This is a genomic window from Corynebacterium oculi, assembly GCF_001412105.1.
Taxonomy (GTDB): domain Bacteria; phylum Actinomycetota; class Actinomycetes; order Mycobacteriales; family Mycobacteriaceae; genus Corynebacterium; species Corynebacterium oculi.
Map to the genome: position 1 here is coordinate 289577 of NZ_LKST01000001.1, position 23989 is coordinate 313565.

Annotated in this window: 26 protein-coding genes; 13 read left to right on the forward strand and 13 right to left on the reverse strand. The window is 63.8% G+C overall.

Annotated elements, in window-relative coordinates:
- Positions 1 to 57 precede the first annotated feature (57 nt).
- The 5 genes from Cocul_RS01395 to Cocul_RS01415 all read left to right on the forward strand — a co-directional run bounded on the left by Cocul_RS01395 (position 58) and on the right by Cocul_RS01415 (position 3341).
- Entirely contained in the window at positions 58 to 729 is a 672-nt protein-coding gene (locus Cocul_RS01395) for a biliverdin-producing heme oxygenase (protein ID WP_055121527.1), read from the forward strand.
- 52 nt (positions 730 to 781) lie between these two features.
- A complete protein-coding gene (locus tag Cocul_RS01400) occupies positions 782 to 1045 on the forward strand; it encodes a hypothetical protein (protein ID WP_055121528.1) in 264 nt (87 codons plus the stop codon).
- A 98-nt stretch (positions 1046 to 1143) separates the two neighbouring features.
- Positions 1144 to 1389, forward strand: coding sequence for a hypothetical protein (locus Cocul_RS01405; protein WP_055121529.1), 246 nt, complete (start codon positions 1144 to 1146; stop codon positions 1387 to 1389).
- Between the two features lie 58 nt (positions 1390 to 1447).
- A complete protein-coding gene (gene thrC / locus Cocul_RS01410; RefSeq protein WP_055121530.1) occupies positions 1448 to 2893 on the forward strand; it encodes a threonine synthase in 1446 nt (481 codons plus the stop codon).
- A 52-nt stretch (positions 2894 to 2945) separates the two neighbouring features.
- Entirely contained in the window at positions 2946 to 3341 is a 396-nt protein-coding gene (locus Cocul_RS01415; RefSeq protein ID WP_055121531.1) for a glyoxalase/bleomycin resistance/extradiol dioxygenase family protein, read from the forward strand.
- Positions 3342 to 3379: 38 nt separating this feature from the next.
- On the opposite strand, the gene Cocul_RS01420 is transcribed toward Cocul_RS01415, so the two are convergent.
- Positions 3380 to 3820: a roadblock/LC7 domain-containing protein gene (locus Cocul_RS01420; protein WP_069723538.1), complete on the reverse strand. Its 441-nt coding sequence runs from the start codon at positions 3818 to 3820 to the stop codon at positions 3380 to 3382.
- The gene (locus Cocul_RS01425) at positions 3817 to 4443 is read right to left on the reverse strand and encodes a hypothetical protein (protein ID WP_055121533.1); all 627 of its coding nucleotides are present in this window, start codon (positions 4441 to 4443) and stop codon (positions 3817 to 3819) included. Before Cocul_RS01425 ends, Cocul_RS01420 begins: the two co-directional genes overlap by 4 nt.
- A gap of 280 nt (positions 4444 to 4723) precedes the next feature.
- Here Cocul_RS01425 and Cocul_RS01430 point away from each other — a divergent pair, with 280 nt between their 5' ends.
- The 3 genes from Cocul_RS01430 (at position 4724) to Cocul_RS01435 (ending at position 6271) form a co-directional block, all read left to right on the forward strand.
- Positions 4724 to 5095, forward strand: a complete 372-nt coding sequence (locus tag Cocul_RS01430) for a roadblock/LC7 domain-containing protein (protein ID WP_055121534.1) — start codon at positions 4724 to 4726, stop codon at positions 5093 to 5095.
- 96 nt (positions 5096 to 5191) lie between these two features.
- Complete coding sequence (locus Cocul_RS12155; protein WP_150114298.1) at positions 5192 to 5635, forward strand: hypothetical protein; 444 nt, start codon at positions 5192 to 5194, stop codon at positions 5633 to 5635.
- A gap of 93 nt (positions 5636 to 5728) precedes the next feature.
- The gene (locus tag Cocul_RS01435) at positions 5729 to 6271 is read left to right on the forward strand and encodes an NUDIX hydrolase (protein ID WP_055121535.1); all 543 of its coding nucleotides are present in this window, start codon (positions 5729 to 5731) and stop codon (positions 6269 to 6271) included.
- A gap of 99 nt (positions 6272 to 6370) precedes the next feature.
- Here the strand turns inward: Cocul_RS01435 and Cocul_RS01440 are convergent, their stop codons facing one another.
- Positions 6371 to 6628 (reverse strand): hypothetical protein, encoded by a 258-nt coding sequence (locus Cocul_RS01440; RefSeq protein ID WP_055121536.1) that lies wholly within the window; start codon positions 6626 to 6628, stop codon positions 6371 to 6373.
- 260 nt (positions 6629 to 6888) lie between these two features.
- Here Cocul_RS01440 and Cocul_RS01445 point away from each other — a divergent pair, with 260 nt between their 5' ends.
- Entirely contained in the window at positions 6889 to 7572 is a 684-nt protein-coding gene (locus Cocul_RS01445) for an NAD(P)H-binding protein (protein WP_055121537.1), read from the forward strand.
- 218 nt (positions 7573 to 7790) lie between these two features.
- Positions 7791 to 8756 (forward strand): trypsin-like serine peptidase, encoded by a 966-nt coding sequence (locus Cocul_RS01450; RefSeq protein WP_055121538.1) that lies wholly within the window; start codon positions 7791 to 7793, stop codon positions 8754 to 8756.
- A 67-nt stretch (positions 8757 to 8823) separates the two neighbouring features.
- Here Cocul_RS01450 and Cocul_RS01455 read toward each other — a convergent pair whose 3' ends face one another.
- Positions 8824 to 9363 carry a GNAT family N-acetyltransferase gene (locus Cocul_RS01455; RefSeq protein WP_055121539.1) on the reverse strand — a complete coding sequence of 180 codons (540 nt, stop codon included), beginning with the start codon at positions 9361 to 9363 and terminating at the stop codon, positions 8824 to 8826.
- A gap of 108 nt (positions 9364 to 9471) precedes the next feature.
- Between Cocul_RS01455 and Cocul_RS01460 the strand changes: the two genes are divergently transcribed.
- Positions 9472 to 10668, forward strand: a complete 1197-nt coding sequence (locus tag Cocul_RS01460) for an MFS transporter (protein ID WP_069723539.1) — start codon at positions 9472 to 9474, stop codon at positions 10666 to 10668.
- A gap of 77 nt (positions 10669 to 10745) precedes the next feature.
- Here the strand turns inward: Cocul_RS01460 and glnA are convergent, their stop codons facing one another.
- Positions 10746 to 12182 carry a type I glutamate--ammonia ligase gene (gene glnA, locus Cocul_RS01465; protein ID WP_055121540.1) on the reverse strand — a complete coding sequence of 479 codons (1437 nt, stop codon included), beginning with the start codon at positions 12180 to 12182 and terminating at the stop codon, positions 10746 to 10748.
- A 138-nt stretch (positions 12183 to 12320) separates the two neighbouring features.
- Here glnA and Cocul_RS01470 point away from each other — a divergent pair, with 138 nt between their 5' ends.
- The gene (locus tag Cocul_RS01470; protein WP_055121541.1) at positions 12321 to 12794 is read left to right on the forward strand and encodes an RDD family protein; all 474 of its coding nucleotides are present in this window, start codon (positions 12321 to 12323) and stop codon (positions 12792 to 12794) included.
- Positions 12795 to 12804: 10 nt separating this feature from the next.
- On the opposite strand, the gene Cocul_RS01475 is transcribed toward Cocul_RS01470, so the two are convergent.
- From Cocul_RS01475 to sucB, 7 genes are all read right to left on the reverse strand, one after another.
- Positions 12805 to 13590, reverse strand: coding sequence for a DUF4191 domain-containing protein (locus tag Cocul_RS01475; protein ID WP_055121542.1), 786 nt, complete (start codon positions 13588 to 13590; stop codon positions 12805 to 12807).
- 46 nt (positions 13591 to 13636) lie between these two features.
- Complete coding sequence (gene lipA, locus Cocul_RS01480) at positions 13637 to 14689, reverse strand: lipoyl synthase (RefSeq protein ID WP_055121543.1); 1053 nt, start codon at positions 14687 to 14689, stop codon at positions 13637 to 13639.
- Positions 14690 to 14752: 63 nt separating this feature from the next.
- On the reverse strand, positions 14753 to 15508 hold the full coding sequence (lipB, locus tag Cocul_RS01485) for a lipoyl(octanoyl) transferase LipB (protein WP_055121544.1): 756 nt from the start codon (positions 15506 to 15508) through the stop codon (positions 14753 to 14755).
- A gap of 29 nt (positions 15509 to 15537) precedes the next feature.
- Positions 15538 to 15930: a glycine cleavage system protein GcvH gene (gene gcvH / locus Cocul_RS01490; protein WP_055121545.1), complete on the reverse strand. Its 393-nt coding sequence runs from the start codon at positions 15928 to 15930 to the stop codon at positions 15538 to 15540.
- A gap of 40 nt (positions 15931 to 15970) precedes the next feature.
- The gene (gene gcvT / locus Cocul_RS01495; protein WP_055121546.1) at positions 15971 to 17092 is read right to left on the reverse strand and encodes a glycine cleavage system aminomethyltransferase GcvT; all 1122 of its coding nucleotides are present in this window, start codon (positions 17090 to 17092) and stop codon (positions 15971 to 15973) included.
- A gap of 29 nt (positions 17093 to 17121) precedes the next feature.
- On the reverse strand, positions 17122 to 20022 hold the full coding sequence (gene gcvP / locus Cocul_RS01500) for an aminomethyl-transferring glycine dehydrogenase (protein ID WP_281176032.1): 2901 nt from the start codon (positions 20020 to 20022) through the stop codon (positions 17122 to 17124).
- Between the two features lie 150 nt (positions 20023 to 20172).
- Positions 20173 to 21900, reverse strand: a complete 1728-nt coding sequence (gene sucB / locus Cocul_RS01505; RefSeq protein ID WP_055121547.1) for a 2-oxoglutarate dehydrogenase, E2 component, dihydrolipoamide succinyltransferase — start codon at positions 21898 to 21900, stop codon at positions 20173 to 20175.
- Between the two features lie 149 nt (positions 21901 to 22049).
- Here sucB and Cocul_RS01510 point away from each other — a divergent pair, with 149 nt between their 5' ends.
- Positions 22050 to 22439: a hypothetical protein gene (locus tag Cocul_RS01510; protein WP_055121548.1), complete on the forward strand. Its 390-nt coding sequence runs from the start codon at positions 22050 to 22052 to the stop codon at positions 22437 to 22439.
- On the opposite strand, the gene Cocul_RS01515 is transcribed toward Cocul_RS01510, so the two are convergent.
- On the reverse strand, positions 22436 to 23953 hold the full coding sequence (locus tag Cocul_RS01515) for a leucyl aminopeptidase (protein ID WP_055121549.1): 1518 nt from the start codon (positions 23951 to 23953) through the stop codon (positions 22436 to 22438). The genes Cocul_RS01510 and Cocul_RS01515 overlap by 4 nt on opposite strands.
- Between the last annotated feature and the right edge of the window lie 36 nt (positions 23954 to 23989).

Here is a 23989-nt window from a genome sequence, read left to right on the forward strand (position 1 = left end):
GTACCGGGTGGTCCGGGCGAGGATAACCATTATGAGTCAAGAGAGGGGGAACCCTGCATGGCGAGTGTAGTTCTCCATAACCAGAATCTGTCGGCCGATCTAAAAACATTTACGGCGGTGGCCCACGAGGAGGCGGAGTCCTCTACTTTTATGGCCGATCTGTTGGCGGGAAAATTGAGCGCTGCGGAATTTGTGCGCCTCCAGGAGCAGGCGTGGCTCTTTTATTCGGCGCTGGAAAAGGCGGCGCATGCGTTGGCGGATACGGAGCGTGCGGGGAAGATAATTGATCCGCGTTTGGATCGCGCCGCGGCTCTAGAGCGTGATCTCACCTATCTACACGGTCTTGGGGAGGGGGAAACGGGAGACTGGCGGGAGAGGGTAGTGCCTCTTCCGGCGACGGCAGCCTACGTGGAACGACTGCATCGTGTGTATGAAAGCCTGGACGAGCCCAGGTTGGTGGCGCACCACTATGTGAGGTATCTCGGTGACATGTCGGGTGGGCAGGTGATAGCGACGATGATGGCCCGCCATTACGGCATTGCTTGGGAGGGGCTGAGCTTTTATCGTTTCGCGGGTATAGAGAAGCTTAAGCCTTACAAGGATGCTTATCGCGCCAATCTCAATGCCATGAATTTTAGTGAGGATGAGCGCGGCGTTTTGCTCGAAGAGGCTGCTTATGCCTTCGTGTTGAACATGAATGTTTTTGCCGATCTAGGGCGTGACGCTTAAGGCGATATACTGGGCACGGTAAGGCGATAGCGTTTATGTAAAAGGAGTGTGCATGGCTCTTCACCTTTCCCTTGATCTTCACGGTGCCACGTTGGGTGACGTGGAGGCCCTCGTCGCCGCAGCGCGCAGCGCCGGAGCGCAGAGCAGTAGTGTGATCGACGTCGATGCGGAAGCGGGCGTGCTCTCGGTGCGGGCGCAGGCCCCGAGGTACGCCTCGCAGGATGCTTCTCGAGGAGAGGGAAGCGGGGTGGGGGAAGCGGCGGTGCGCAGCGTGATTGATATTCTGACCGGCCGCCAAGAGCCGCCACGGCGTTAACGGGGGAGATTCTCATCTTTGTTTCAGGAAGCGGCCACCTCGCGGGGAGGTTTGCTTCCTACCATCGTGGGAAAAGCGCACGGGAAGGTGGCTAAGACATGCGGATTACGCAAACTCGGGTGATGGTGAGCATCGGTATTGCGGTGGCGCTGGTGGCCGGAGTGCTGATCGTAGTGAAAAGCCAGGAAACCATCGAGGAATCACCTTTGACGGTGGAGCAGTGGCACCAGGAGTATTCGGGACCGTTTTTGAAACAGATGGCGACGTGGCATCAATTGACCGAGGACTTGGGTATGGTTCCCGTAGCGGACACGGCGCGGCCTGTCGAGGTGGCGTGGGATTAGGCGGCGATGAAGCAGAAAGTGGCCCTCGCCGTGAGGCGGCAGGCTAAACTTATCTGCCATGCGCTACATTTCTACTCGCGACGCCTCCTCCACCCCCACCCGCTTCACCGATATTCTGCTGGGAGGTTTGGCCCCGGATGGCGGCCTCTACCTCCCGGAAGAATACCCGCGCCTTGATGATTCAGATCTCACCCGCCTGCGGATAACCCTCAACCAGCGAGGTTACGCGGCCTTGGCGGCGGAGGTGCTGAAGCTTTTTATTGATGATATTCCCGAGGCCGATATTGATGCGATCACGGCGCGGGTGTATCGCTCTCCGATTTTTGACGATGAGCAGATCGTTCCAGTTTCTCATGTGGAGGGAAATCTCTACCTTGGCCATCTTTCCCAGGGGCCTACGGCGGCGTTTAAGGATATGGCCATGCAGCTGCTGGGAGAGTTGTTTGAATACGAGTTAGCACGGCGGGATCAACCGCTCAATATCCTGGGTGCCACGTCAGGGGATACAGGATCGGCTGCGGAGTATGCCATGCGCGGGCGCGATCGCATCAGCGTGTTCATGCTGACCCCGGCAGGCCGCATGACGCCCTTCCAGCAGGCACAGATGTTTGGTCTTGATGATGCGAACATCGTGAACATGGCTCTCAATGGTGTGTTTGATGATTGCCAAGATGTGGTTAAGGCGATCTCCGGCGACGCCGAGTTTAAGGCAAAGTATCACGTGGGCGCGGTCAATTCTATTAACTGGGCGCGGCTTATGGCCCAGGTGGTTTACTATATTTCCTGCTGGATTCGGGTGACCACGGATAACGCGCAGCGCGTGAGCTTCAGCGTGCCTACGGGTAACTTCGGGGATATTTGTGCCGGGCACATCGCTCGCCAGATGGGGCTGCCCATTGATCGGCTCATCGTGGCCACCAATGAGAATAACGTCCTCGATGAGTTCTTCCGCACGGGAGAATACCGTGTGCGTTCCTCCGCAGAGACCTGGGAGACCTCAAGTCCCTCGATGGATATTTCCCGCGCCTCCAATTTCGAGCGTTTTATCTTTGACGCACTGGGGCGCGATGCCGACCGTACCAAGGAACTTTTTGGCGTGCAGGTGAAAAACGGTGGTTTCTCCCTCGTTGAGGACGAAGCATTCCCCCGCTTGGCGGCGGAATTTGGCTTCGCGTCCGGTTCCTCCCATCATGAGGATCGGGTTCGGGAAATAGGAGACCTCTATGCTCGGCTGGGGGTGTTGGTGGATCCCCACACCGCCGATGGCCTCGTGGTGGCGCGTCGCCTGGGCGAGGACATCGAGGGGCCGATTGTGTGCTTGGAAACGGCTCTGCCGGTGAAGTTTTCCGATACTATCCGGGAAGCCACGGGCCAGGAACCCCCGATTCCCGAGCGATTTGAAGCGATTATGAGGGCCCCGCGGCGCGTGCGCACGGTATCGAATAGCGTGGACGAGGTAAAGGAAATCATTGCGGCCCACGTGGAAAATCATCCCGCGCGTTGAGGCCCTGCACAGTACTTCACAGTGCAGAGACAATAGAGGAGGGAGATTCGTCATGCGCATCAATATCGTGAGCGTTTTTGTGGATGACCAGGAGCATGCCCTGGGTTTTTACCGGGATACCCTCGGGTTTGAGGTATCCAAGGACATTGTGGTCGATGAGGCGGGAAATAGGTGGTTAGCGGTGGTCTCCGCGGAGAACCCGCAGGGGCCGGAGCTTTTGCTGGAGCCTGCCGCGCACCCCGCAGCGCGGGATTTCCGTGAGGCCCTGTACAACGATGGCATCCCGTTCACGCAGTTTGACGTGGACAGCGTGGAGGAAGAGTATCGCCGACTCAGCGGCGAGGGGGTGCGGTTTACCCAGGGGCCGATGCCGGTGCCGGGCGCCGTGATCGCGGTCTTTGATGATACTTGTGGCAACCTCATTCAGATCGTGGAACCCACGGCCTAGGCTGCACGGCTGGGCGCTGGGCCCGGGCAGAGGGGAAGCTACTTGTTGAGCCACTCGGAGAGGCGCTTGGCGGCCTTCCGGGTTTGCTGAATCACCACGCCGATCTGGGCGTCTTTTGCGGATACCCCGAGGAGGAGGTCATGTACCTCGGGGAAGGGCACGCTGGCGATGACGAGGTTTTCGTCGGGAAGCGTCATGGCCACGATGGTGCCCACGCCGTCATCGTCCTTGTGCCCAAGTAGCACGGATTGTGCTGCGGAGACCCCTGCCATGGAGGCGTTGAGCGCGGCAAGCTGTGCGCCCTCCACGGCGTTGGAGAGGCCCATGGAGCAGATGTGCAGTCCGTCGCCCGTGCCTAGAACGATGGAGCGGGCGCCGTCGAGAGCCTCGAAGATATTGCCGAGGATCGGCATGGCGGCCTGGGCGAGCGGGTTCGAGTCAAGATCCGTGGTGCGGATGCGGGAGTGGGGGGTCATCATGCGGGGAGTCCTTGGCGGCTAATAGCGGTGGTCACGAGCTGTCGTACTTCTTCTTCACGGCGGGGATCAACCAGATGCACGGGGACGCCCTTGTAGCCCTTCTTTTTCAGGCTCTTTTGCACGTCGGAAAGATGCGAGGTGCTGGCATAGTTGAGCGCCACGGTGAGGCGGTGTGCGCTGTCCTTGCCCCCGGCAACATCAATCCAATGGTATAGATCCTCCAGGAGTTTGGGCGAATTGCCGTAGAGCCAGATGACTATTCCGGCTTGGGGGTTGAGCATCGGGGTGCGGCAGGCCACGAAGCGGTCTTGTCCGGGGGTGCCGTACAGCCCCACGAGGGTGCCGTCGGGACGTTCCCATAGGCCGATGTCGAGCCCCACCGTGGTGGATTGCTTGGTGGGGGTGTGCTCGGGGGATAGGTCGGCCTCGGAGGAGAGCTGGGCCTCCGTGTTGATCGTGGGAATGCTGGAGAGCGTCCGTACGGCCGTGGTTTTGCCTACGCCCACCGGGCCGATAAAGACCACCTCGGTGGAGGTGGGGGAGCCGACGAAAAAGTCGCCGGGGTGTCGCGCGGCGTCGGTCACGGTAGAGCGCTTCTTCGTGAGCCGATGGCGAGGAGTCATGGGCTTAGTACATCCTTCCTGTCCTTGGAACACCAGCGCGAGGCGTTGCGCCCATAGGTATGGGCTGTGCATGGGCATTGTATAGGGAAACCCTCAGATATGTGCTTTGAGGGGGTGACGGGGGAAGGTTCGCATGATTCTTCCGGCTAATTCTGGTACATATAGTGATGTTGCAACGTCCGCACGAACGATGAATGTTGTGGCACCTGGACACCTCCTCCGCGACCCTGCGGGTGAGGACGGCATATTCCTAAAAGTGTGAGAAAGGTTCTCTTTTTATATGTCTCGCCAAACCGACCTGAACGATATGCTCAACGACATCGCCAATGAGCTTGAGGGCTTCTACGGTGCTTCCGTGGTGGACCTGGACACCGGCATGTCGTTGGCTAGCATTTCTCGCATCAACAACTTTGACCTTGATGTGGCTTCCGCCTACAACAGCGAGATGGTGAAGGCTAAGTTCAAGACCATCGCTGCCCTGAACCTGGACACCGGCCTGGAGGATATGCTGCTGACCCTCTCGGATCAGCTTCACCTTATCCGCATGCTGAGCAACACCGAGTTCATCTACGTGGCTGTTTCCCGTCAGGGTACCAACCTGGCCATGCTGCGTTCTGTGGTGAACCGCTACGTGAGCGCCCTCCAGAATTGAAGGGCGCGGCGGGACGAGGGCGCTAATCGTCTCAGCAAAGAACAGATAAGCGCACCCTCGGGTTCGTCACAAACCAGCACGCCCGCACCGGGATCCGTGAAGGTGCAAACGGGACGGGCCCAGAACAACGCGACGAAGAACCAGGCGGCCTCGTATCCGGGGCCAGCGGTACGCCGCGCGGAACCGCAGCCCAAGCAGGCGGCGAAGCCGAGCGGAGGGGTAAAGCCCGATCAGCGGTTTTACGCTAAGCCCTCCGAGGCGGTCAAGCCGAAACCCGCTGGGTATGCTCCGCCGGTGAAAAAGCCTGAGCCGCGTTTTTCTGCACCCAGCTCGCCTAGCCCGTCACAGCAGCGTCAACCCGCCTCCGGCGGAAAGACCATCACGGGACCTAAGCAGGCTACCGCCCGCACGCAGGACAAGGGCTCCAGCGGTGCCAAGGTGATTAATCCCGATCCCTTGGCTCGGCCGGTGGAAGATCCGGAGGGCTTTAAGTTCAGCGATTGGTTGCGTTCCTGGCGAGAGAGCCAAGAACGAAGCTAGTTATTGAGGGTCAAGAGGCACTTCCTATCTTGAAGTAAGGATAGGGGGTGCCTCGCTCTATATGCATAACGGGAAATATATAAGGAGCGAGCAATGGCAACCCCGGATTTTATTGTGGAATTGAGAAAGAAGATCGGCCATGATCCCCTCTGGCTGCCGGGAGTCACGGCAATCGTCGTTCGAGATATTCCCGCCGATGCGCCGGCGTGGGCCACGGCTTCGGTGCTGCTGGTGCAGCGCGCGGATAACGAGCAGTGGACTCCGGTGACGGGGATTGTCGATCCGGACGAGCAGCCCCACGATGCTGCTGTGCGGGAGGTTTGGGAGGAAACGAGGGTGGCGGCCCGCGCGGAGGCGCTCTTGGGGGTGGGGGCCGTGGGGCCGGTGACCTACCCGAACGGCGACGTAGTCAGCTACGTGGATACCGCCGTGCGGCTCTCCGTTTCTGGCGGTGAGGAGGAAGCGAAGCCTGTCATTGGCGATGATGAATCCATCAATGTGGGGTGGTTTGAGGTGGCGCAGTTGCCGCCCATGCAGCCGCGGTTCCGGCTCCTCTGCGCAGACGCGGTGGCGCAGCTGCGGCATCCGGCGGGTTTCCGGCCTCGCATGGGCTATCACAAGCGTTCCCGCCCCTAATGGGCTGATGGGCATGGGAAGGGCGGGGAGGCGGAACCGAGGTAATAAAAAATCCTGCCCCGAGCGGAGGCTCGGAAGCAGGATTGTGGAAGGCGGGATTTACTTGCCGCCACCGTTGTTCACGCCGAACAGGCCGCCGAGGCCACCCAGGGTGTCCACGATGCCCTTGGCGGTCTCCACGCCCTTCTTGGCGTTGTCCAGGCGCTTGCCGGTCAGCTCAGCCTGCTGAACTTGCTCCTCGTAGGACTTGGGAGCCTTCGGAGCGGCGGGGGTAGCAGCCATGGCCGGGGCAACAGCGGTGGTGGTGGCGATGGAAACAGCGGCAACGGAAACGGCCAGCTTGCGGGAGAGCTTCATGCTCTGTCCTCTCACTAGTATCGACATGTCAGTAGCCACGGCGGGGTACGCGCTAGCTACAAGTGCTAAACATAGCAGCCTCTTCCGTCCAGGGGAAGAGCAAGCGGCATTTTTCTTGGGAAGAGCGGTAAAAATTTTTGGTAAGGGCGCTGAACTGGGCTTTTCCTGGGGTCTGGAATGATGTGCCGCGGACGGTCGTTGTGCTCACTGGACGCACAAGGACGCAGCACAAGGACGAAGCACACGGAGGATGACAGGAAATGACTGAACAGAAGCAGCAGAAGAAGGCGATCATCGTGGGCGGACACGGGAAGGTGGCCCTGCTGGCCGCGCCCCTGTTGGCTCGGGAGGGCTATGCCGTCAGCTCGGTGATCCGCAAAGAAGAACAGGCAGACGACGTCCGCGCGGCGCAGGCGACCCCGGTGGTGGCCGATGTACAGGCGATGGGCGTGGAAGAACTCGCGGAGCTATTTGCCGGGCAGGACGCCATCGTGTGGTCAGCCGGGGCCGGCGGGGGAGACCCCGAGCGCACCTACGCCGTAGATCGAGACGCCGCGATTCGCAGCATGGAGGCCGCAGACCGGGCCGGGGTGAAGCGCTACGTGATGGTGAGCTGGGTGGGTTCCGTGCCGCGGCATGGGGTGCCGGAGAGCGAGGACTTCTTTTCCTACGCTGACGCGAAACTTCAGGCCGACGATTATCTGCGCGGGACCGATCTGGACTGGACGATCCTGGGCCCGAGCACGCTGAGCGCCGAATCCGGCGATGGGCGCATCGAGTTGTTGGCGCCCCAGGACGAGTGGCGGGAAAAAGGCGGCACGGCTTCCCGCGAGAACGTGGCCAAGGCGATCGTGGAGAGCCTCAACGGTGCCGCGGTGCGCAAGTTCGTGCGCTTTAACGACGGCCCGGTGCCCCTCGCAGAGGCGCTGCGCGCCGCCCGATAGGCGGTGGCTGGGGAGGGGAGCGGGGCGGCGTCGCTAAGCAAAAACCTGTATGCTCAAACCCTGCTACACAATCATCCTTGACGGAAAGAGTTTCGGGATAGTGAAAAAGTCCCTCCTGGCGGCCGTGAGCGCCGCGTGCATTTGCCACCGCCCACCTGGCCCCCCTGGCCACGGCTGACGACGACTCCCGCCTGCCGCAGCCGGATCCGGCTGGCTCCGTGCTGGACGGGCACCTCTCCGAGATCAACGACAAGGGTGCATACTTTGCGGATAAGCCCTACACCGAGCAGGCGGCTTCCCGCGCCGTGGGTCAGCTGCGCAACGCGGGCTCCCTGTGCACGGGTTCCGTGATCGACAGCGCCTCGGGGAGCTTGGTGCTCACCGCGGCCCATTGCTTGGGCAAGCTCAAGGACGGCGCGTGGGAGATTTCCCAGGCCACACACGACGCCATCGCGGCGGGCAATAGCGTTTTCATTCCGGCCCTTGAGGGGACGGCGGAAACCCACGAGCAGCGTTTCCCGCTGGGCAGCTGGAAGGTCACGGATGCTCACGTTTCCGCGACCTCCGGGGTGGACGTGGCGGTACTGGAGATAGCCCCCGACGATCAGGGGCGCACGATTCAGGAGGTCACCGGGGCCTTTGGGGTGCGCGAACTACAGCAGGGCGAGGTGGTGCAGGCATCCTTGATCGGGTACCCCGCCCCGGCACCGTTCCACTCTAAATCGCAGTCCGTGTGCGTGGGCAACTACACGAAGTACGAGGGCGGCGGCAACAGCCAGATTCGCCGGGTCAATGGCGAGCGCGAGTGTTGGGTGGGCGGCGGCTCCAGCGGCGGCCCCTTCGTGACCACCAGCGAGAATCCGGCCTTGGCCGGTGATGTTATCACCGTCCTGAACTCCGGCGGTGGCGGAGACATCGCTCCCGTGGTGCGCGAGCTCGTGAGCAACATCAAGGGCGGCCTTCCCGCCGAGGCCCCGAAGCCGGAACAGCCGACGGCCGAGCAGCAGCCCGCCGAGGAGGCCCAGCCGGCCCAGCCCGCTCCGCAGGAGAATAAGCCTGCGGAGGAAGCCGATCCCGCCGAAAAGCCCTCCGCGCCGGAGGCCCCGGTCAAGGGCATCGATCCGGCTCAGTTCGAGCAGCAGCCCCAGGCTCCCGTGAAGGGGATTGATCCCGCCACGGTCTAATCTCTATTGAGAGATCCCGGCACCGGTTGTTCTCCGGTGCCGGGATCTTTTTCTTGCCAGATGCCGGTTACCGCGTATCCTTTTCCATCAAGATGTCTCGCTGGGGATCATCTCCCACGGGGAAAATGTGATCCCCTATCTCCCGGAACCCCAGGGAGGAATAAAATTCTTTGGCGGCGGTGTTGTGCTCCCACACGCGCAGCCAGATATAGCGCTTATTTTCCTCCCGCGCGCGACGCTCGGTGAGATCATAAAGAGCCTTGCCCAACCCCTGGCGCTTGTGGGCAGCACGGATATAGATGCGCTCTAGCTCCAGGTGATCCGCCCCCATCGGCTCGGATTGGGCCGCGCCGATATTGAGCTTTAAGTATCCGACCGGTGGGCCCTGCGGCTCGGAATCGTGGTAAATAAAAAAGAACTGCGATTCTGGATTGTCTATTTCCTGGCGTAATTTATCCACGTGATAAGCGCTATCGAGGTACGCGCGCATGTTCTCCTCGGTGTTGTGCCGCGCGAAGGTCTCCGTGAACGTCGTCCGGCTGATCTCCTGGAGGTGTTCCACCTGCGATTTTGTGACGGGAACAATGCGGTGCGGGGGCTGGGACATGGCGGAGCCTTTCCGTCTCTCCTGCTTGATCGACTATGTGATCTTTCACTTTACGCCCTTGTGCGGCCGCGTGCCGGGACTATTGTGTTGTGTCATGGAGAGGCGTCAATGAGTGAACTAAGAAACAGCGCGCGGCTGTCCACGCGCGTAACGCTCGTCCTCTTGGGCATGAGTGCCCTGCTCAACATGTACTCCACGCAGCCGATCCTGGCGGACGTGGCCCAATGGGCGGGGACAGAACTGCGGGGAGCCACGTGGACGGTGAGCGCCACCACGGTGGGGGTAGTGCTCACCGCGCCGTGGGCGGGAATGATCTCCGATCGCTGGGGGCGGCGCCGCATCATTCTGGCCGCCCTGTGCTGCATGGCGCTATTAAGCCTCGGCGGCCTCGTGGCCTGGAATCTGGCCTCCCTCCTGGCGATCCGCGCGGCGCAGGGAATGTGCTGCCCGTTCATCTTTGCCGTGGTGGTGGCCTACGTGGGAGAGGAGTATGCGCCGCCGCTCGCAGCCCGGCTTAACTCCCTTTACGTGGCGGGCACCGCCCTGGGCGGATTCTTGGGGCGCATGGTTGCGGCCCTGATCGTCGAGACGAGTGGGCAGTGGCGGCTTTCCTTCCTGGGCAATGCCTTGATGATCGCGGGCACCTGGGCGGTGGCGCGTGCCTGCCTTCCCCTGGAGCGGCGCTTCGAGGCGCGCTTCCACTCGGCTGAGCGGGGCCGTGGGGGAGCGGGCATCATATTCCATAACCCCCGACTGCTCGCCACGGTTCTGCTCGGGGCAACCCTGCTCTTCCAGCAGGTGGGCTCCTTTACCTTCGCCTCCTTGACGCTGGCACGGCCGCCCTTTTCCCTCCCCACGGGTGCCGTGGGGCTGATCTTTGTGATTTTCCTTCTCCCCATGCTCACCACGCCACTGAGCGGCAGGCTCATGCAGAGCCGGGGAGAATTACGGGTCTTTGCCCTGGCCCAGGCTGTGAGCGTGGTAGGGCTGGCGATCAGCCTGATTCCCACGGTGCCTGCGATGGTCTCCGGCCTGGCCTTCTCCTGCGTGGGCGTGTTTGCCGGGCAGGCGGCGGGGACGTCGATGGCGGGAAAGCTGGCGCCGCAGGCCCGCTCGGCGGCGGTGGGGCTGTATCTATCCGGCTATTACTTGGGTGGGGCCCTTGGGGCTTCGGCCCCGGTGGGCCTGTACCTTGCCCACGGGTGGGAGGCGGTAGCGATCCTGCTGATGGCGGTGGTTTCTTGCGGGCTGGTCCTCGGCGTGGGGGCGTGGCGGGGCGTGAAGGTTGTATTTTCCCGCCACTGAACCGCCCTGCACGCCGTGCACCAGCAAAAACGCCCCACCCGCAGGGTGAGGCGCTGCATTACGGAGGCGCTAAAAAACTAACAATCGTAGTACATCTCGAACTCTAGCGGCGTGGGCCGCAGGCGCGCCGGGGTGATCTCGTGGTCGTACTTGTACTGGATGTAGGTCTCGATGAGGTCCTCGGTGAACACGTCACCCTCGGTGAGGAACTCGTTGTCCCCCTCCAGGGCGCGCAGGGAGGCGTCCAGGGAGGTGGGGGCCTGGGGAATGGAGGCGGCCTCCTCGGGGGGAAGCTCGTAGAGATCCTTGTCCACGGGGGCGTGCGGCTCGATGCGGTTCTTGATGCCGTCCAGGCCGGCGAGCATCATGGCCGCCAGGCCAAGGTAGGGGTTGCCGCTGGGGTCCGGGGCGCGGAACTCGATGCGCTTGGCCTTGGGGTTAGAGCCGGTGATCGGGATGCGCACGGCAGCCGAGCGGTTGCGCTGGGAGTACACGAGGTTGATCGGGGCCTCGAAGCCGGGTACCAGGCGGTGATAGGAGTTCAGCGTGGGGTTGGTGAAGGCCAGGACGGCGCCCGCGTGGTGGAGGATACCGCCGATGTAGTAGCGGGCGACGTCGGAAAGCCCGGCGTAGCCGGACTCGTCGTGGAAGAGGGGCTGGCCGTCCTTCCATAGGGACTGGTGGGCGTGCATGCCGGAGCCGTTGTCGCCGGCCAGGGGCTTGGGCATGAACGTGACGCTCTTCCCCTCCAGCGCCGCGGTGTTCTTGATGATGTACTTAAAGGTTTGGAGGTCATCGGCAGCGTGGAGCAGGGTGTTGAACTTGTAGTTGATCTCCTGCTGCCCGCCGGTTCCTACCTCGTGGTGGAAGCGCTCAATCTCGAAGCCGGATTCCGCCAGGGTGCGCACCATGCGATCGCGCAGCTCCACGGTCTGATCGTAAGGAGCCACGGGGAAGTAGCCGCCCTTGAGGCGGTTCTTGTAGCCGGTGTTGGGAGAGCCATCGAAGTTTTCCAGCTCGCCGCGGTTCCACCAGCCCTCGTTGGAGTCGAGTTCGTAGAAGGCATGGTTGGTCTCGGCGCTGTAGCGCACGGAATCAAAGACGTAGAACTCGGCTTCGAGGCCAAAGCTACAGGTATCCGCGATGCCGGTGGAGGCGAGGTATTCCTCCGCTTTGCGTGCGACGTTGCGCGGGTCGCGGGAGAAGGGTTCCCGGGTGAAGGGATCGTGCACAAAGAACTTCATGTTGAGGGTCTTGGTGCGGCGGAAGGGATCGATCTTGGCGGTGGCGAGGTCGGGTAGGAGGTTCATGTCCGACTCATCGATGGTGGTGAAGCCGCGAATCGAGGAGCCGTCGAAGGCCAGGCCCTCTTCGAGCGCGTCCGCGTCAAGCGCGCTGGCGGGAATGGAAAAGTGCTGCTCGGTGCCGGGGACGTCGGTAAAGCGCACGTCAATGAACTCCACCCCCTCATCCTTGATGTACTTGAGTAGATCTTCATGGGAGGCGAAAGCCATGGTTTGCTCCTGGGGTCCTCGCGGCTAGGGGTATGGTATATGAGTGTAACGCAATAACTATAGGACTACCAAAAATACGCGCCACCAAACACCTTGTAGTGTACCGCGTGCCGCATCACGTGCGATAGATTGAGCGGTATGGAGAATCCCAAGAGAAGTTGGCTCGACGGCCCCCAGATTCCCTCGCAGTTTGACGGCCCCGAGGGGCCGGGCGCCTATCCGGGAGCCAACCTGGGGCTGCCCCGCAGCGGCCCCGGTTCCCTGGGCACGGTGGCACGGCGCGCGGGTGGAGTGCTCATCGACTGGATCATCGCCTGGATTCTCGCGGGATTCGTCCACATGTTCACCACCGCCCTGGGCGGGGTGAGCACCATGACTTACCTCTTTTATGCGATCCTGGGCATCCTCACCGGCTGGCTCTTCGCCCGCACGCCCGGCCAGGCGCTGCTGGGCATGGGCATCGCGCGTATCGACGCCCCCGAACGCGTGGGCCTGTGGCGCGCGGCGGTGCGAACCCTGCTGACCTGCCTGATCTTCCCCGCAGCCCTCGTGGACTCCGACGGCCGGGGAATGCACGACCGCGCCACCGGAACGGCCGTGGTACGGGGCTGAGCGCCCCGGACTACTGGCCCCTGTTGGAGCGCTCCGCCGAGCGCCGGGCGCGGCGATTCAGCCCGGAGACCTTCGCCCCCTTGGGCAGCGGCCCCTTGGGCATCCCGGCCGGCGCGCCCGCCACGGCATTATCCATCGCCTCGATCTTGGCGTTGATGGGGTAGACGTCATTCTTCTTATAGTTGCGCGGCAGTTTCAGTAACTCCCGCTGTAGGCGCTTCAGCGGAACCTCGTCCTCACCATCGCCCGCATAGATCTCATAAATCGGCACGCCGCCCACCAGGCGGTTCAGACGCTTCTTCTGCTGCTCCATGATCGGGCGCACGCGGTGCCGAGATCCCTCGCCCACCAGCACGATGCCGGGCACACCGACCACGCGGTGCACGGCATCCATCTGCGTGGTGGCCCCCACGGCGGTCTTGGTAAACCACACCACGCCCACGGTGTTGCGCATATTCTCTAACGCCCACCCGGCGGCACCGGGGGTGTCGCCTGCGCGCTTGTACATGGAGGATTCGATGCGGCGAGAGAAGATCCACATCGCCAGAACCACACCCAGCAACAGGCCGATGGGAAGCATAAACCATTCGGCATTAAAGAGCAGGCCAATGAGGAAGAACGCCACTGCCAAGCCCACCACGGAGGCGAGCATGAGGGGAATGAGGGCCTTATCCTGCTTGCGCTGGAGGTTAAAGGCCTGCCAGATCTGCGAGTAATTCTGTTTCCGCTTGGCGCGCTTGGCCGCGCGCTCTTCCTTCTTGGCGGCTTTCGCAGCCTGCTTCTTCGGATCAGCCATGCCCCTCATGATAGGGGATAGCCGATCCGAAGGGATAAGCGCATCTCTAGCGCGCCAGCGCCGATACCACCGGGGTTTCCTGGGAAGGCCCGTACTTAGACAGTAGGGTGGAGGCCTCTTGAGCGGTGGAACCCTGAGAGGTTTCCGCCAGGTGCATCAGGTTCTCGGGCAGATCCGTACCGCGCGCCGCCATCGCCTGGGCGTACAGGCGGCCGGCGCGATACGAGGAGCGCACCAGCGGGCCGGACATAACGGCGCCGAAGCCCATCTCCTCCGCCGCCGTGGCGTACTCTACGAACTCCTCCGGCTTCACCCAACGATCAATGGGGTGGTACATCGGGCCGGGGCGCAGGTATTGGGTGATCGTGATAATGTCGCAGCCCGCCTCGTGCAGGTCGGCCAGCGCCTCAAGAATCTCTTCCCGGGTTTCCCCCATGCCGAGGATGAGGTTGGACTTGGTGATGAGCCCAAAATCACGCGCCTGGCGGATCACATCTAGGGAGCGGTCATAGCGGAACGCCGGCCGAATACGTCGGAAGATGCGGGGAACCGTCTCCACGTTGTGCGCGAAAACCTCGGGGCGCGACTCAAAGACCTCCTGAAGTAGATCGGGCTTCCCGGAGAAATCCGGTACCAGGTTCTCCACGCCGGTGTGCGGATTAAGCTGGTGAATCTGGCGCACCACCTCGGCATAGAGCCACGCGCCCTCGTCATCGAGATCGTCGCGAGTCACCCCGGTGATGGTGGAATAATTCAGTCCCATCTCGCGCACGGACTCCGCCACGCGGCGGGGCTCGTCCACGTCCAGGGGCTCGGGGCGGGCGGAATTGATCTGGCAGAAATCACACCGGCGCGAACAGTTTGCCCCACCGATGAGGAAGGTAGCCTCGCGGGACTCCCAGCACTCGTGGATATTGGGGCAGCCCGCCTCCTGGCACACGGTGTGGAGGGAGGCACCGGAAACGCGCTTCTTCATGTCCTGGTATTCCGGGCCATTTTTCACCTGGTTCCGGATCCAGCGCGGTTTGTGCTCGATGGGAGTCTGCGCATTGCGCTTTTCAATGCGCAGTAACTTACGGCCTTCAGGTGCGATAGTCACAAGCGTCACCTTACAGCCCTTGACCACCGGGAGGTAAAACCGCGTGAAGAACGAGACAAAATCTCAGTCCCGGCGGGGCAGACCCTTGGTGGGATCGGGGGCGGAACCAAAGGAGTGATCGGCCACGGTGAGGCGGCCGGACAGGGCGGCGTCCAGACAATCGAGCAGAGGGGCGGACATCTCCTCCGTGCTGACCTCGCGGCGTAACTCCCGCGACATCGTGGTGACCCCGGCGTCAGTGATCCCGCAGGGAATGATGTGATGGTAATACTCCAGGGTGTTGGAACAATTCAGCGCGAGGCCGTGCATGGTCACGCCGTGGGTAATGCGGATCCCGAGGGCCGCCACCTTGCGGTCCGGCTCCACCCCGGAGGCGGGAACCCAGACCCCGGAACGGCCGTCGATACGCCCGGCGTTGGCGATGCCCGCCTGCCGCACCGCCTGAATAATTGCCTCCTCCAGGCGGCGCACGTAATCCACCACGTCCACGGGGTCGGCAAGCTGGATAATGGGGTAGATCACCAGCTGGCCGCGACCATGCCAGGTGATCCGCCCACCCCTATCCACGTCGATCACGGGGAGATCGTTGTGGGGGCGATCCTCCGGCTGCGTGCGCTTGCCCGCCGTGTACACGTTGGGGTGTTCGAGCACCAGCACGGTATCGCCCACCTCCCCCCGGTGGCGTCGCGCGGCGAGATCGGCCTGAAGATCCCACGCCTCCTGGTAGTCCACCACCCCAAGATGGCGGATGACCAGGGGGTCCTCGGTGGAACGGATGGAACGGTGAGCGGGAAAAAAGGGGGCTCGAGGTGCAGTCATAGTGGCTACATCATAGCCCCTGGGGCGCGTTACTCCACGCCGTTGGCGGCCGCGTAGTCCGCGGCGGTGAGCAGCTCACCCACCTCCGTGACCTCGACCTCGTAGAGCCAGCCGGCCCCGAAGGGATCCTCGTTGATGACCTCGTAGTTATTCTCGATCTCCTCGTTGACGGCGGTGACGGTGCCGCTCACGGGGGCGTAGAGATCGGAGACGGACTTGGTGGATTCCACCTCGCCGCAAGGCTCGCCAGCGGTGACGGTATCGCCTACCTCGGGAAGCTCGGCGAACACCACCTCGCCCAGGCGCTCCGTGGCCACGGAGGTGATGCCCACGCGCACGGTCTTGCCCACCGCTTCATCGGCGGCGGAGTTGATCCACTCGTGCTCGTCGGAGTAGGAGAAGGAATCGGGAAGGGTAGCCATGAGGGGCTCCTTTCATACAGTGAGGGATGCGATAGTGAGTTTATCGGGAGCGCCGGTAAAACGGGGTCTCCACGACGCGGAAGGGGTAGTGCTTACCCCGAATATCCACGGTGAGTTCCGTGCCGGGGGTGGCCAGCGTGCGATCCACATAGGCCAAGGCGATGGGATGCCCGAGCGTGGGCGAGGGCTGCCCGGAGGTCACCACGCCGACCTCCGCCCCCTCCTCGGAGAGCACCGTGGCCCCCGCCCGCGCGGCGCGCTTCCCCTCGGAAACCAAGCCCACCAGCAGGCGGGAGGGCTGCTCCACGGAGTCGAGGGCCGCGCGGCCAACGAAGTCCCCCTCCTTTTTCTTGGAGACGAGCACGCCCAGGCCGGCGTCGATAGGCGTGAGTTCCTCGGAGAGCTCGTTGCCGTAGAGGGGCATGGCGGCCTCCAACCGGAGGGAATCGCGGGCGGCGAGCCCCGCGGGCCGGATCTCATGGGGCTTCCCAGCCTGGAAGGCGGCCTCCCATAGGGCGGGGGCGGTGGCATTGGGGGTAAAGAGCTCGAAGCCATCCTCGCCGGTATAGCCGGTGCGGGCCACCAGGACGTCCGGGATACCCGCCACCGTGGCGGAGAAGGCCGCATAGTACTTCAGGGTGCGCAGCGCCTCGTGATCCTCCGGGGCCAGCAGGGAGAGGACGATCTCCTGGCCGCGCGGGCCCTGCACGGCGATAAGCGCGGTGCTCGTGGACTCGTCCTCCACGGTGACCTCGAAGCCCTCGGCGCGCTCGCGCAGGGCGGCCACCACCGTGGCGGTATTGGAGGCATTGGGCACCACCAGGAACTCGTGGTCGCGCAGGCGGTACGTGATGAGGTCGTCGAGGATCCCGCCATCGGGCCGCACGATCATGGAGTACTTTGCTCGGCCCACGGCGAGTGCAGAGAGATGGGAAATAAGGGCGTAATCCAGGAACTCCGCCGCCTGCGGGCCGGTGACGCGCACCTCTCCCATGTGCGAGAGGTCAAAGAGCCCGGCGCTGGTGCGAACCGCGCGGTGCTCATCAAGTTCCTTGCCGTACTTCAGCGGCATGGACCAATCCCCAAAGGGAGTAAAAGACGCGCCCAGGGCCTCGTGCTCGGCATGCAGAGGGGACTGGCGCAGGGAATCGGAATGAGACATCGTTCCTCCGTTCTTGGTGGTATCGGTGGTCACAGGGAGCCGGTGGGATCGGGGGCATGATCGCCGGAAATATCGAAGGCCTCCGGGGCGGGGCACGAACACACAAGGTTGCGATCCCCATAGGCCTCATCAATGCGGCGCACCGGCGGGAAATACTTAGCCCGGTAGAGGGAGGCCACCGGCCAGGCCGCCTCCTCCCGGCTGAACGCATACGGCCACTGCGTAGCGGAAACGCTGGCGGCGGTAAACGGCGCGTGGTGCAGCACGGAATCCTCGTAGGCCACCTCACCGTCGATGATGGCCTGAATCTCCCGGCGGATAGAGCGCATGGCGGTGATGAAGCGATCAAGCTCCTCCTGGCTCTCCGACTCCGTGGGCTCCACCATGAGCGTTCCCGCCACGGGGAAAGCCAGGGTGGGGGCGTGGAAGCCATAATCCACGAGGCGCTTGCACACGTCCGCGGCGGTGACCCCAGACGCATCGGTTAGGGCGCGCAGATCCACGATGCACTCGTGAGCCACCAGGCCGGTGGAACCGGTGTACAGGATGGGAAAATCATCGCGCAGGCGGGCGGCCACGTAATTAGCCCCCAAAATGGCGTGCGCGGTGGCCTGACGCAACCCCTCTCCGCCCATCATGGCGAGGTAGGCCCAGGAAATGGGCAGCACGCCCGCCGAACCGTACCGCGTGGCGGCGATGGGCACCCCGCCGCCCTCGGGGGCGGGGTGGAGCGGATCGGCGGCGTTGGGATCGGTGGGCAGGAACGGAACCAGGTGCTCGCGCACGGCCACCGGGCCGACGCCGGGCCCGCCGCCGCCGTGCGGAATGGTGAAGGTCTTGTGCAGATTCAGATGGCTGACGTCGCCGCCGAACTCTCCGGGCCGCGCCAGGCCCGCCAGGGCGTTCATATTCGCGCCGTCGATGTACACCTGGCCGCCCACCGCGTGCACCTTCTCACACACCTCGCGAACCTGGGGCTCAAACACGCCGTGCGTGGAGGGATAGGTAATCATGATCGCGGCCACGTGATCGGCGTGCTGAGCGAGCTTGGAATCCAGATCCGCAAGATCGATGGAACCGTCCTCGGCGGTGGCCACCACCACCACGCGCAGGTGCGCGAGCGTGGCCGAGGCCGCGTTGGTGCCGTGCGCGGACTGCGGAATAAGACAAATATCACGCGCATGGTCCCCGCGTGCCACGTGATACCGGCGGATCGCCAGCAGACCGGCGAGCTCGCCCTGGGAGCCGGCATTAGGCTGCACGGACACCTTGGCATAGCCGGTGATCTCGGCCAGCCAGGCCTCGATCTCCTCGATCAACTCCCGCCAGCCGCGAGTGTGCTCCTCCGGGGCGTAGGGGTGAATATTGGCAAACTCGGGCCAACTAATCGGCTCCATGCCCGCCGTGGGATTGAGCTTCATCGTGCAGGAGCCCAGGGGGATCATCGTGCGGTCGAGCGCGAGATCCTTATCCGAAAGTTCCCGCAGGTAGCGCAGCATGTGGGTCTCCGAATGCACGCGCGAGAAGATCGGGTGCGTGAGCGTCTCCGAACGCCGCAGCAGGGCCTCCGGTAGCCCCTGATTCTCCGGGACATCGGAGCCTGTGGTGGCGCCCAAAACCTCGGCGATCGCGCGGACGTCCTCGTCCGTGGTGGACTCGCCAAAGGCAATGGAAACGGTGTCCTGACTTAGCGTACACACCAAGTAGCCAGCCGAGGCGAGTTTCTCCGTCACCTCCGAGGCCGCCTGTGGAGTGCGGATCGCCACGGTATCAAAGAACGTATCGTGCACCAGATCTAGCCCCGGTGCCTCCGCCACGGCGCGGGCCAGCAGAGCGGCCCGCCGATGAATGGCGTGGGCGATGCGCTTCAACCCCTCGGGGCCGTGGTACACCGCGTACATGGAGGCGGTGACGGCCAGGAGCGCCTGCGCGGTGCAGATATTGGAGGTGGCCTTTTCCCGGCGAATATGCTGCTCGCGGGTCTGCAACGCCAAGCGATAGGCAGGCGTCCCCGCGGCGTCCTTGGACACGCCCACCACGCGGCCGGGGAGTTGGCGCTTAAGCTTGTCCGTCACGGAGATGAAGGCGGCGTGGGGGCCGCCGAAGAAGAGCGGAACGCCAAAGCGCTGGGAGGATCCCACCGCGATGTCCGCCCCGAGCGCCCCCGGAGACTCCAACACCTGCAAGACCATGAGATCGCAGGCCACGGCGGCCAAACCACCGCGGGTGTGCATCTCCTCGATGATCGGCCGGGGATCCACAATGTCCCCCTCTGTACCGGGATAGGCGATCACCACGCCCACATAATCCTCGCCCACGATGGGGCCACGGAGGTTCTCCACCTCCACCTCAAGCTCAATCGCGCGGGCTCGCTCAGCAGCCACGGCCAGCACCTGCGGGTGCAGGCGGGAATCGAGGAGCACGCGGCGCCCCTTCTTCTTGGCGCGGGACATCAGCCCCACGGCCTCCGCCACGGCGCTGGCCTCATCGAGCAGGGAGGCCCCGGCAATCGGCAGGCCGGTGAGCTCGGAGATGAGGGTTTGGAAGTTCAGCAGGGCCTCCAAACGCCCCTGAGAAATCTCCGGCTGGTAGGGGGTATAGGCCGTGTACCACCCCGGATCCTCTAATACCCCGCGGCGAATCACGGGCGGCGTGATGGTGTCATAGTAGCCCTGGCCGTAGAGAGGGGTGAGCGCCACATTTTTGGCCGCCAGCTCCCGGAGCCGGGATTGCGCCTGGTGCTCGGAGAACGGGGCGGGGAGTGCCGGGGCCTCGGCGGCCCGAATGGCCGGGGGAAGGGCGGAATCGAGGAGTTCTTCCATGGAGGAAAAACCGAGGGCGGCGAGCATCGCGCCGGACTCGGTGTGATCCGGGCCGAGGTGCCGCGCGGGATAAGACGAGGGATCGGTCACGGGGGTGAGGTGAGTCAAGTGAGGTGTCTCCTTTAACCACAAGATGAGTGAGCTATCTAGCCGCATTATAAGCACTGCGAGGTGCATAACAACGAGGCCCTAACCCCAAATGGGGTTAGGGCCTCGTATTACCTGGGCAACCTCGGGTGAGGCGCGCCGGGGAGGGGCTTAGAGCAGAAGATCGCCCTCGAAGTCGGCGGTCTCCAAACGATCCTTGACGGTGGTCAGGAAGCGACCGGCATCGGCGCCGTCCACCAACTGATGATCGTAGGTTAGCGGGAGGAACACCATCTGGCGGATGGCGATGGAATCCAAGCCATCGCGGGTGACCACCACCGGGCGCTTGGTAATCACACCCGTGCCCAGGATGCCGGCCTGCGGCGGAACCAGGATCGGCGTATCGGTCAGCGCGCCCTCGGAGCCGATGTTGGTGATGGTGAACGTGCCGCCCACCAGGTCGTTCGGCTTGAGCTTGTTATTGCGGGCGCGGTCGGCCAGCTCCGCGATGGCCTGAGCCAACTCCGGCAGGGTCTTTTCCTGTGCGTTGTGGATCACCGGGGTGAGCAGGCCGGCAGGGGTATCCACCGCGATGGAAAGATTCACGCTCTCGTGGTACGTGATCTCCTTGGTTTCCGCATTGTAGGAGGCGTTCACGTTCGGGTGAGAGACCAGGGCTTCCACCACGGCCTTGGCAAAGAACGGCAGATACGTGAGGTTCGCACCGTGCTTCTCCGCGAAGGTGGGCTTATTGGCCTTGCGCAGCTGGGCCACCTTGGTCATGTCTACTTCCTGCACCTGCGTGAGCTGCGCGGAAGTCTGCAATGCCTCCACCGTCTTGGTGGCGGTGATCTGGCGGATGCGGTTGGCCTTCTGCACCGTGCCGCGCAGCTTGGCCTTCTCCGGATCCACGGACTTGGTGGAAGCCGCCCCCGGAGCCTTGGGGGTGCTCGTGGACTCAGCGGACTCGGTATCGCCGGAAGCGGAGGCGCCCTCGGCGGCGTCAAGAACGTCCTGCTTGCGGATGCGCCCGCCCACTCCGGTGCCCGTGACGGTGCTGAGATCCACGGAGTGCTTCTCCGCGAGCTTGCGCACCAGGGGGGTGACGTAGGGGAGGTTGCCGGAGGTAGCGGAGGGCTTGGCGGGCTCTTCCTTCTTTTCCTCCGGTTCCTCGGTCTTCTCCGCGACGGGAGCGGGGGTTTGCTGTGCCTCCTCCTCGGCGGGGGCCTCCGCCTCGGGAGCGGTGGGCTCGGGAGCCTGCTCCTCCGGCTGCTTCTTAGCAGGGGCGGCGTTCTTATCCCCGATGCGGGCGATGGTGGCGCCCACGTCCACCGTGTCATCCTCCTCCGCGAGGATTTCTAGCAGGGTGCCAGCGACGGGGGAGGGGACTTCGGTGTCTACCTTGTCGGTGGAGACCTCCAGGAGGGGTTCGTCGGCTTCAACGGTGTCACCGACGGACTTGAGCCACTGGGTGATGGTTCCCTCGGTGACGGACTCGCCCAGTTCCGGCATGGCCACGTCGGTGGCCTCCCCGGCAGAACCGGAGGAATCGGGAGCCTGCTCCTCGGCGGCGCTCTGGGGGGCCTCCTGGGCCTCCGCGGGGGCGTCCTCGGGCTCCTGGGGCTCTGCGGGCGCCGGAGAATCCTCGGCCGGAGCCTCGTTGGCATCGCCAATCACGGCGATGACGGAACCCACGTCCACGGTGTCATCTTCCTCCGCCTTGGTTTCGAGGAGAACGCCGGAGGTCGGGGAGGGGACTTCGGTGTCTACCTTGTCGGTGGAGACCTCCAGGAGGGGTTCGTCGGCTTCAACGGTGTCACCGACGGACTTGAGCCACTGGGTGATGGTTCCTTCGGTGACGGACTCGCCCAGTTCGGGCATCTCTACTGAGAACGCCATGTGTGTCAGACTCCTCGATAGTCGTGTAGGTGGATCTAATACATTAACCGTACCTGCCCGCCGTCACTGGTGCGCACCGGAGGTACCTCCAGAGTCACGGCGGGAGGATCATCGCGGGATAACAGCAAGTACCCCTACAATTGTAGGCCGTGTTTAAACTTTTTGGTCGCCGGAAAAGCAAGCAGGGGACGCGCCCGCCCCGCGCCCCAGGCGCGACGATCCGCCCCGACGACGCCGAGGAACTGCGCCAGTGGGCCCAGGGCCGAGCCTTCGTGGAAGCCTTCGTGGAGCCGGAGACCTTTGTCAACGAGATGTCCGCCGTGGTGGTGGACGAATCCGGGGACTTCATCCGCCGCCGGATCGGCGGCCCCAAGGGGATAGACGCCCTGGCGAAACTCTTGGACTGCCCGGTGTATGACGTGGAGGAAACCGGATACCCCCAGCGCATGCGGGACCGCATAGAGCGAGAGCGCATCGTGCGCAAGCGCGAGGAGCAACAACGACGCCGCGCTCACTGGGAACGCGGCGAGAGCCCTTAGCTCTTCCGCTGCGCCAGGTGTTCCAAGGCACGCAGGACGGTGCGCACCGGGGCTCCGGTGGCGCGCTGCGGGGTATAGCCGTAGGCCGCGCCCTCGTTCCATGCCGGGCCGGCCACGTCGAGGTGCGCCCACTCGATCCCCTCGGCGATGAAGCGCGAGAGATAGGCCCCGGCGAAGAGCATCTGACCGTTACGGGAATTGTGCGTGTTGCGCACGTCGGCCACCGGGGAGGACAGGGCCTCTTCATGCTCCTCCACAAGCGGCATGGCCCAGGCGGATTCTCCCACCTCGTTCCCTGCCTCGGCCACGAGATCGCGCAGATCCTCCGAGCCCATCACCCCCGCGGTGCGGGTGCCCAGGGCCACGAGCTGCCCGCCGGTGAGGGTAGCGGCCTCGATGATTGCGTCGGGGCGATCCTCGCTGGCGCGCGCGAGGGCGTCGGCAAGCACCAGACGGCCCTCCGCGTCCGTGTTGATGACCTCGGAGCTGATGCCGCCGTAATGGGTAATGACGTCGCCCGGGCGGGTGGCGGAACCCGAGGGCATGTTTTCCGCGAGCGGCAGCCATGCCGTGATCTCCACGGGAAGCCCCAGGCGCGCGGCGGCGAAAACGCTGGCAGCCATCGCCGCAGAACCACCCATGTCGGAAACCATAATCTCCATGTTGGCCGGGGGCTTCAGGGAGATACCGCCAGTATCAAAGGTAATTCCCTTGCCCACCAGCGCCACTTTTGTTGGGGGCTGGGAAGTTTTCCGGGGCGTGGCGGGGGCCCAGCGCAGCCGCACCAGGCGGGGAGCGCGCTGGGACCCGGCGCCCACGGCCAGAATCCCGCCGAAGCCCTCTGAGGAGAGGCGATAGGCGTCATAGACCTCGGCCTCCACCCCGTACTCTGCGGCAAGGTCTGCGAGGGCGTCGGCATAGGAGGCCGGGTAGAGATCCCGGGCGGAGGTATTGGTGAAATCGCGGGCCAGGGCCACGGCCTCGGCAGCGATCGTGGCGCGCCGGAAAGCGGCCTTGTTCCGCTTGCCCTTACCCAGGAACGTAACCTCGCCGGGGGACTCGGGCTGCGTGGAGCGCCTGCCAGGGTAGGAGTATGACCCCAGGAGATAGCCCTCGACGGCGGCCCCGAGGGCGTCGTCGCCCAGGTTTCCCACCGCGGCGAGGACATGCCCATGAGCGCGAAGTGCGCGTGCCGCCGTGCCCATCGCCCGCCGCAGAACCTCATGATCGAAGTCGTCGGCGGTACCTAGCCCCAGCAACGCGACTGCCTGCGCCGCGATCTTGGCGGGAGCGGGCACGACGATAACCTCGTTGGGCTTGCCGCTAAAGCCCACGGCCTCAGCGGCGTCGATAACGCCACGGGCGGCCTTGGCGTTGAGGATCGTGGTGAGTGGAAACTCCGGCCCTTCCTCCCCAGAAAAGGCCGGGATGAGCATCACCTGGACGTGATCGGGGATGGTTGTGGCCAAGGTGGCGGGCGCAAGCGCGCCGCGAATGGGTAGGCCGCTGAGCATGGGAAACCTCCTGTGATGAAGTAACAAAGCTGGGGT

What these genes read in the sequence shown, in the direction of transcription:
- Cocul_RS01395 (WP_055121527.1), top strand. Translation starts at nt 58, where the DNA reads ATGGCGAGTGTAGTTCTCCATAACCAGAATCTGTCGGCCGATCTAAAA.
- Cocul_RS01400 (WP_055121528.1), top strand. Translation starts at nt 782, where the DNA reads ATGGCTCTTCACCTTTCCCTTGATCTTCACGGTGCCACGTTGGGTGAC.
- Cocul_RS01405 (WP_055121529.1), top strand. Translation starts at nt 1,144, where the DNA reads ATGCGGATTACGCAAACTCGGGTGATGGTGAGCATCGGTATTGCGGTG.
- thrC (WP_055121530.1), top strand. Translation starts at nt 1,448, where the DNA reads ATGCGCTACATTTCTACTCGCGACGCCTCCTCCACCCCCACCCGCTTC.
- Cocul_RS01415 (WP_055121531.1), top strand. Translation starts at nt 2,946, where the DNA reads ATGCGCATCAATATCGTGAGCGTTTTTGTGGATGACCAGGAGCATGCC.
- Cocul_RS01420 (WP_069723538.1), bottom strand. Translation starts at nt 3,820, where the DNA reads ATGATGACCCCCCACTCCCGCATCCGCACCACGGATCTTGACTCGAAC.
- Cocul_RS01425 (WP_055121533.1), bottom strand. Translation starts at nt 4,443, where the DNA reads ATGACTCCTCGCCATCGGCTCACGAAGAAGCGCTCTACCGTGACCGAC.
- Cocul_RS01430 (WP_055121534.1), top strand. Translation starts at nt 4,724, where the DNA reads ATGTCTCGCCAAACCGACCTGAACGATATGCTCAACGACATCGCCAAT.
- Cocul_RS01435 (WP_055121535.1), top strand. Translation starts at nt 5,729, where the DNA reads ATGGCAACCCCGGATTTTATTGTGGAATTGAGAAAGAAGATCGGCCAT.
- Cocul_RS01440 (WP_055121536.1), bottom strand. Translation starts at nt 6,628, where the DNA reads ATGAAGCTCTCCCGCAAGCTGGCCGTTTCCGTTGCCGCTGTTTCCATC.
- Cocul_RS01445 (WP_055121537.1), top strand. Translation starts at nt 6,889, where the DNA reads ATGACTGAACAGAAGCAGCAGAAGAAGGCGATCATCGTGGGCGGACAC.
- Cocul_RS01455 (WP_055121539.1), bottom strand. Translation starts at nt 9,363, where the DNA reads ATGTCCCAGCCCCCGCACCGCATTGTTCCCGTCACAAAATCGCAGGTG.
- Cocul_RS01460 (WP_069723539.1), top strand. Translation starts at nt 9,472, where the DNA reads ATGAGTGAACTAAGAAACAGCGCGCGGCTGTCCACGCGCGTAACGCTC.
- glnA (WP_055121540.1), bottom strand. Translation starts at nt 12,182, where the DNA reads ATGGCTTTCGCCTCCCATGAAGATCTACTCAAGTACATCAAGGATGAG.
- Cocul_RS01470 (WP_055121541.1), top strand. Translation starts at nt 12,321, where the DNA reads ATGGAGAATCCCAAGAGAAGTTGGCTCGACGGCCCCCAGATTCCCTCG.
- Cocul_RS01475 (WP_055121542.1), bottom strand. Translation starts at nt 13,590, where the DNA reads ATGGCTGATCCGAAGAAGCAGGCTGCGAAAGCCGCCAAGAAGGAAGAG.
- lipB (WP_055121544.1), bottom strand. Translation starts at nt 15,508, where the DNA reads ATGACTGCACCTCGAGCCCCCTTTTTTCCCGCTCACCGTTCCATCCGT.
- gcvH (WP_055121545.1), bottom strand. Translation starts at nt 15,930, where the DNA reads ATGGCTACCCTTCCCGATTCCTTCTCCTACTCCGACGAGCACGAGTGG.
- gcvT (WP_055121546.1), bottom strand. Translation starts at nt 17,092, where the DNA reads ATGTCTCATTCCGATTCCCTGCGCCAGTCCCCTCTGCATGCCGAGCAC.
- sucB (WP_055121547.1), bottom strand. Translation starts at nt 21,900, where the DNA reads ATGGCGTTCTCAGTAGAGATGCCCGAACTGGGCGAGTCCGTCACCGAA.
- Cocul_RS01515 (WP_055121549.1), bottom strand. Translation starts at nt 23,953, where the DNA reads ATGCTCAGCGGCCTACCCATTCGCGGCGCGCTTGCGCCCGCCACCTTG.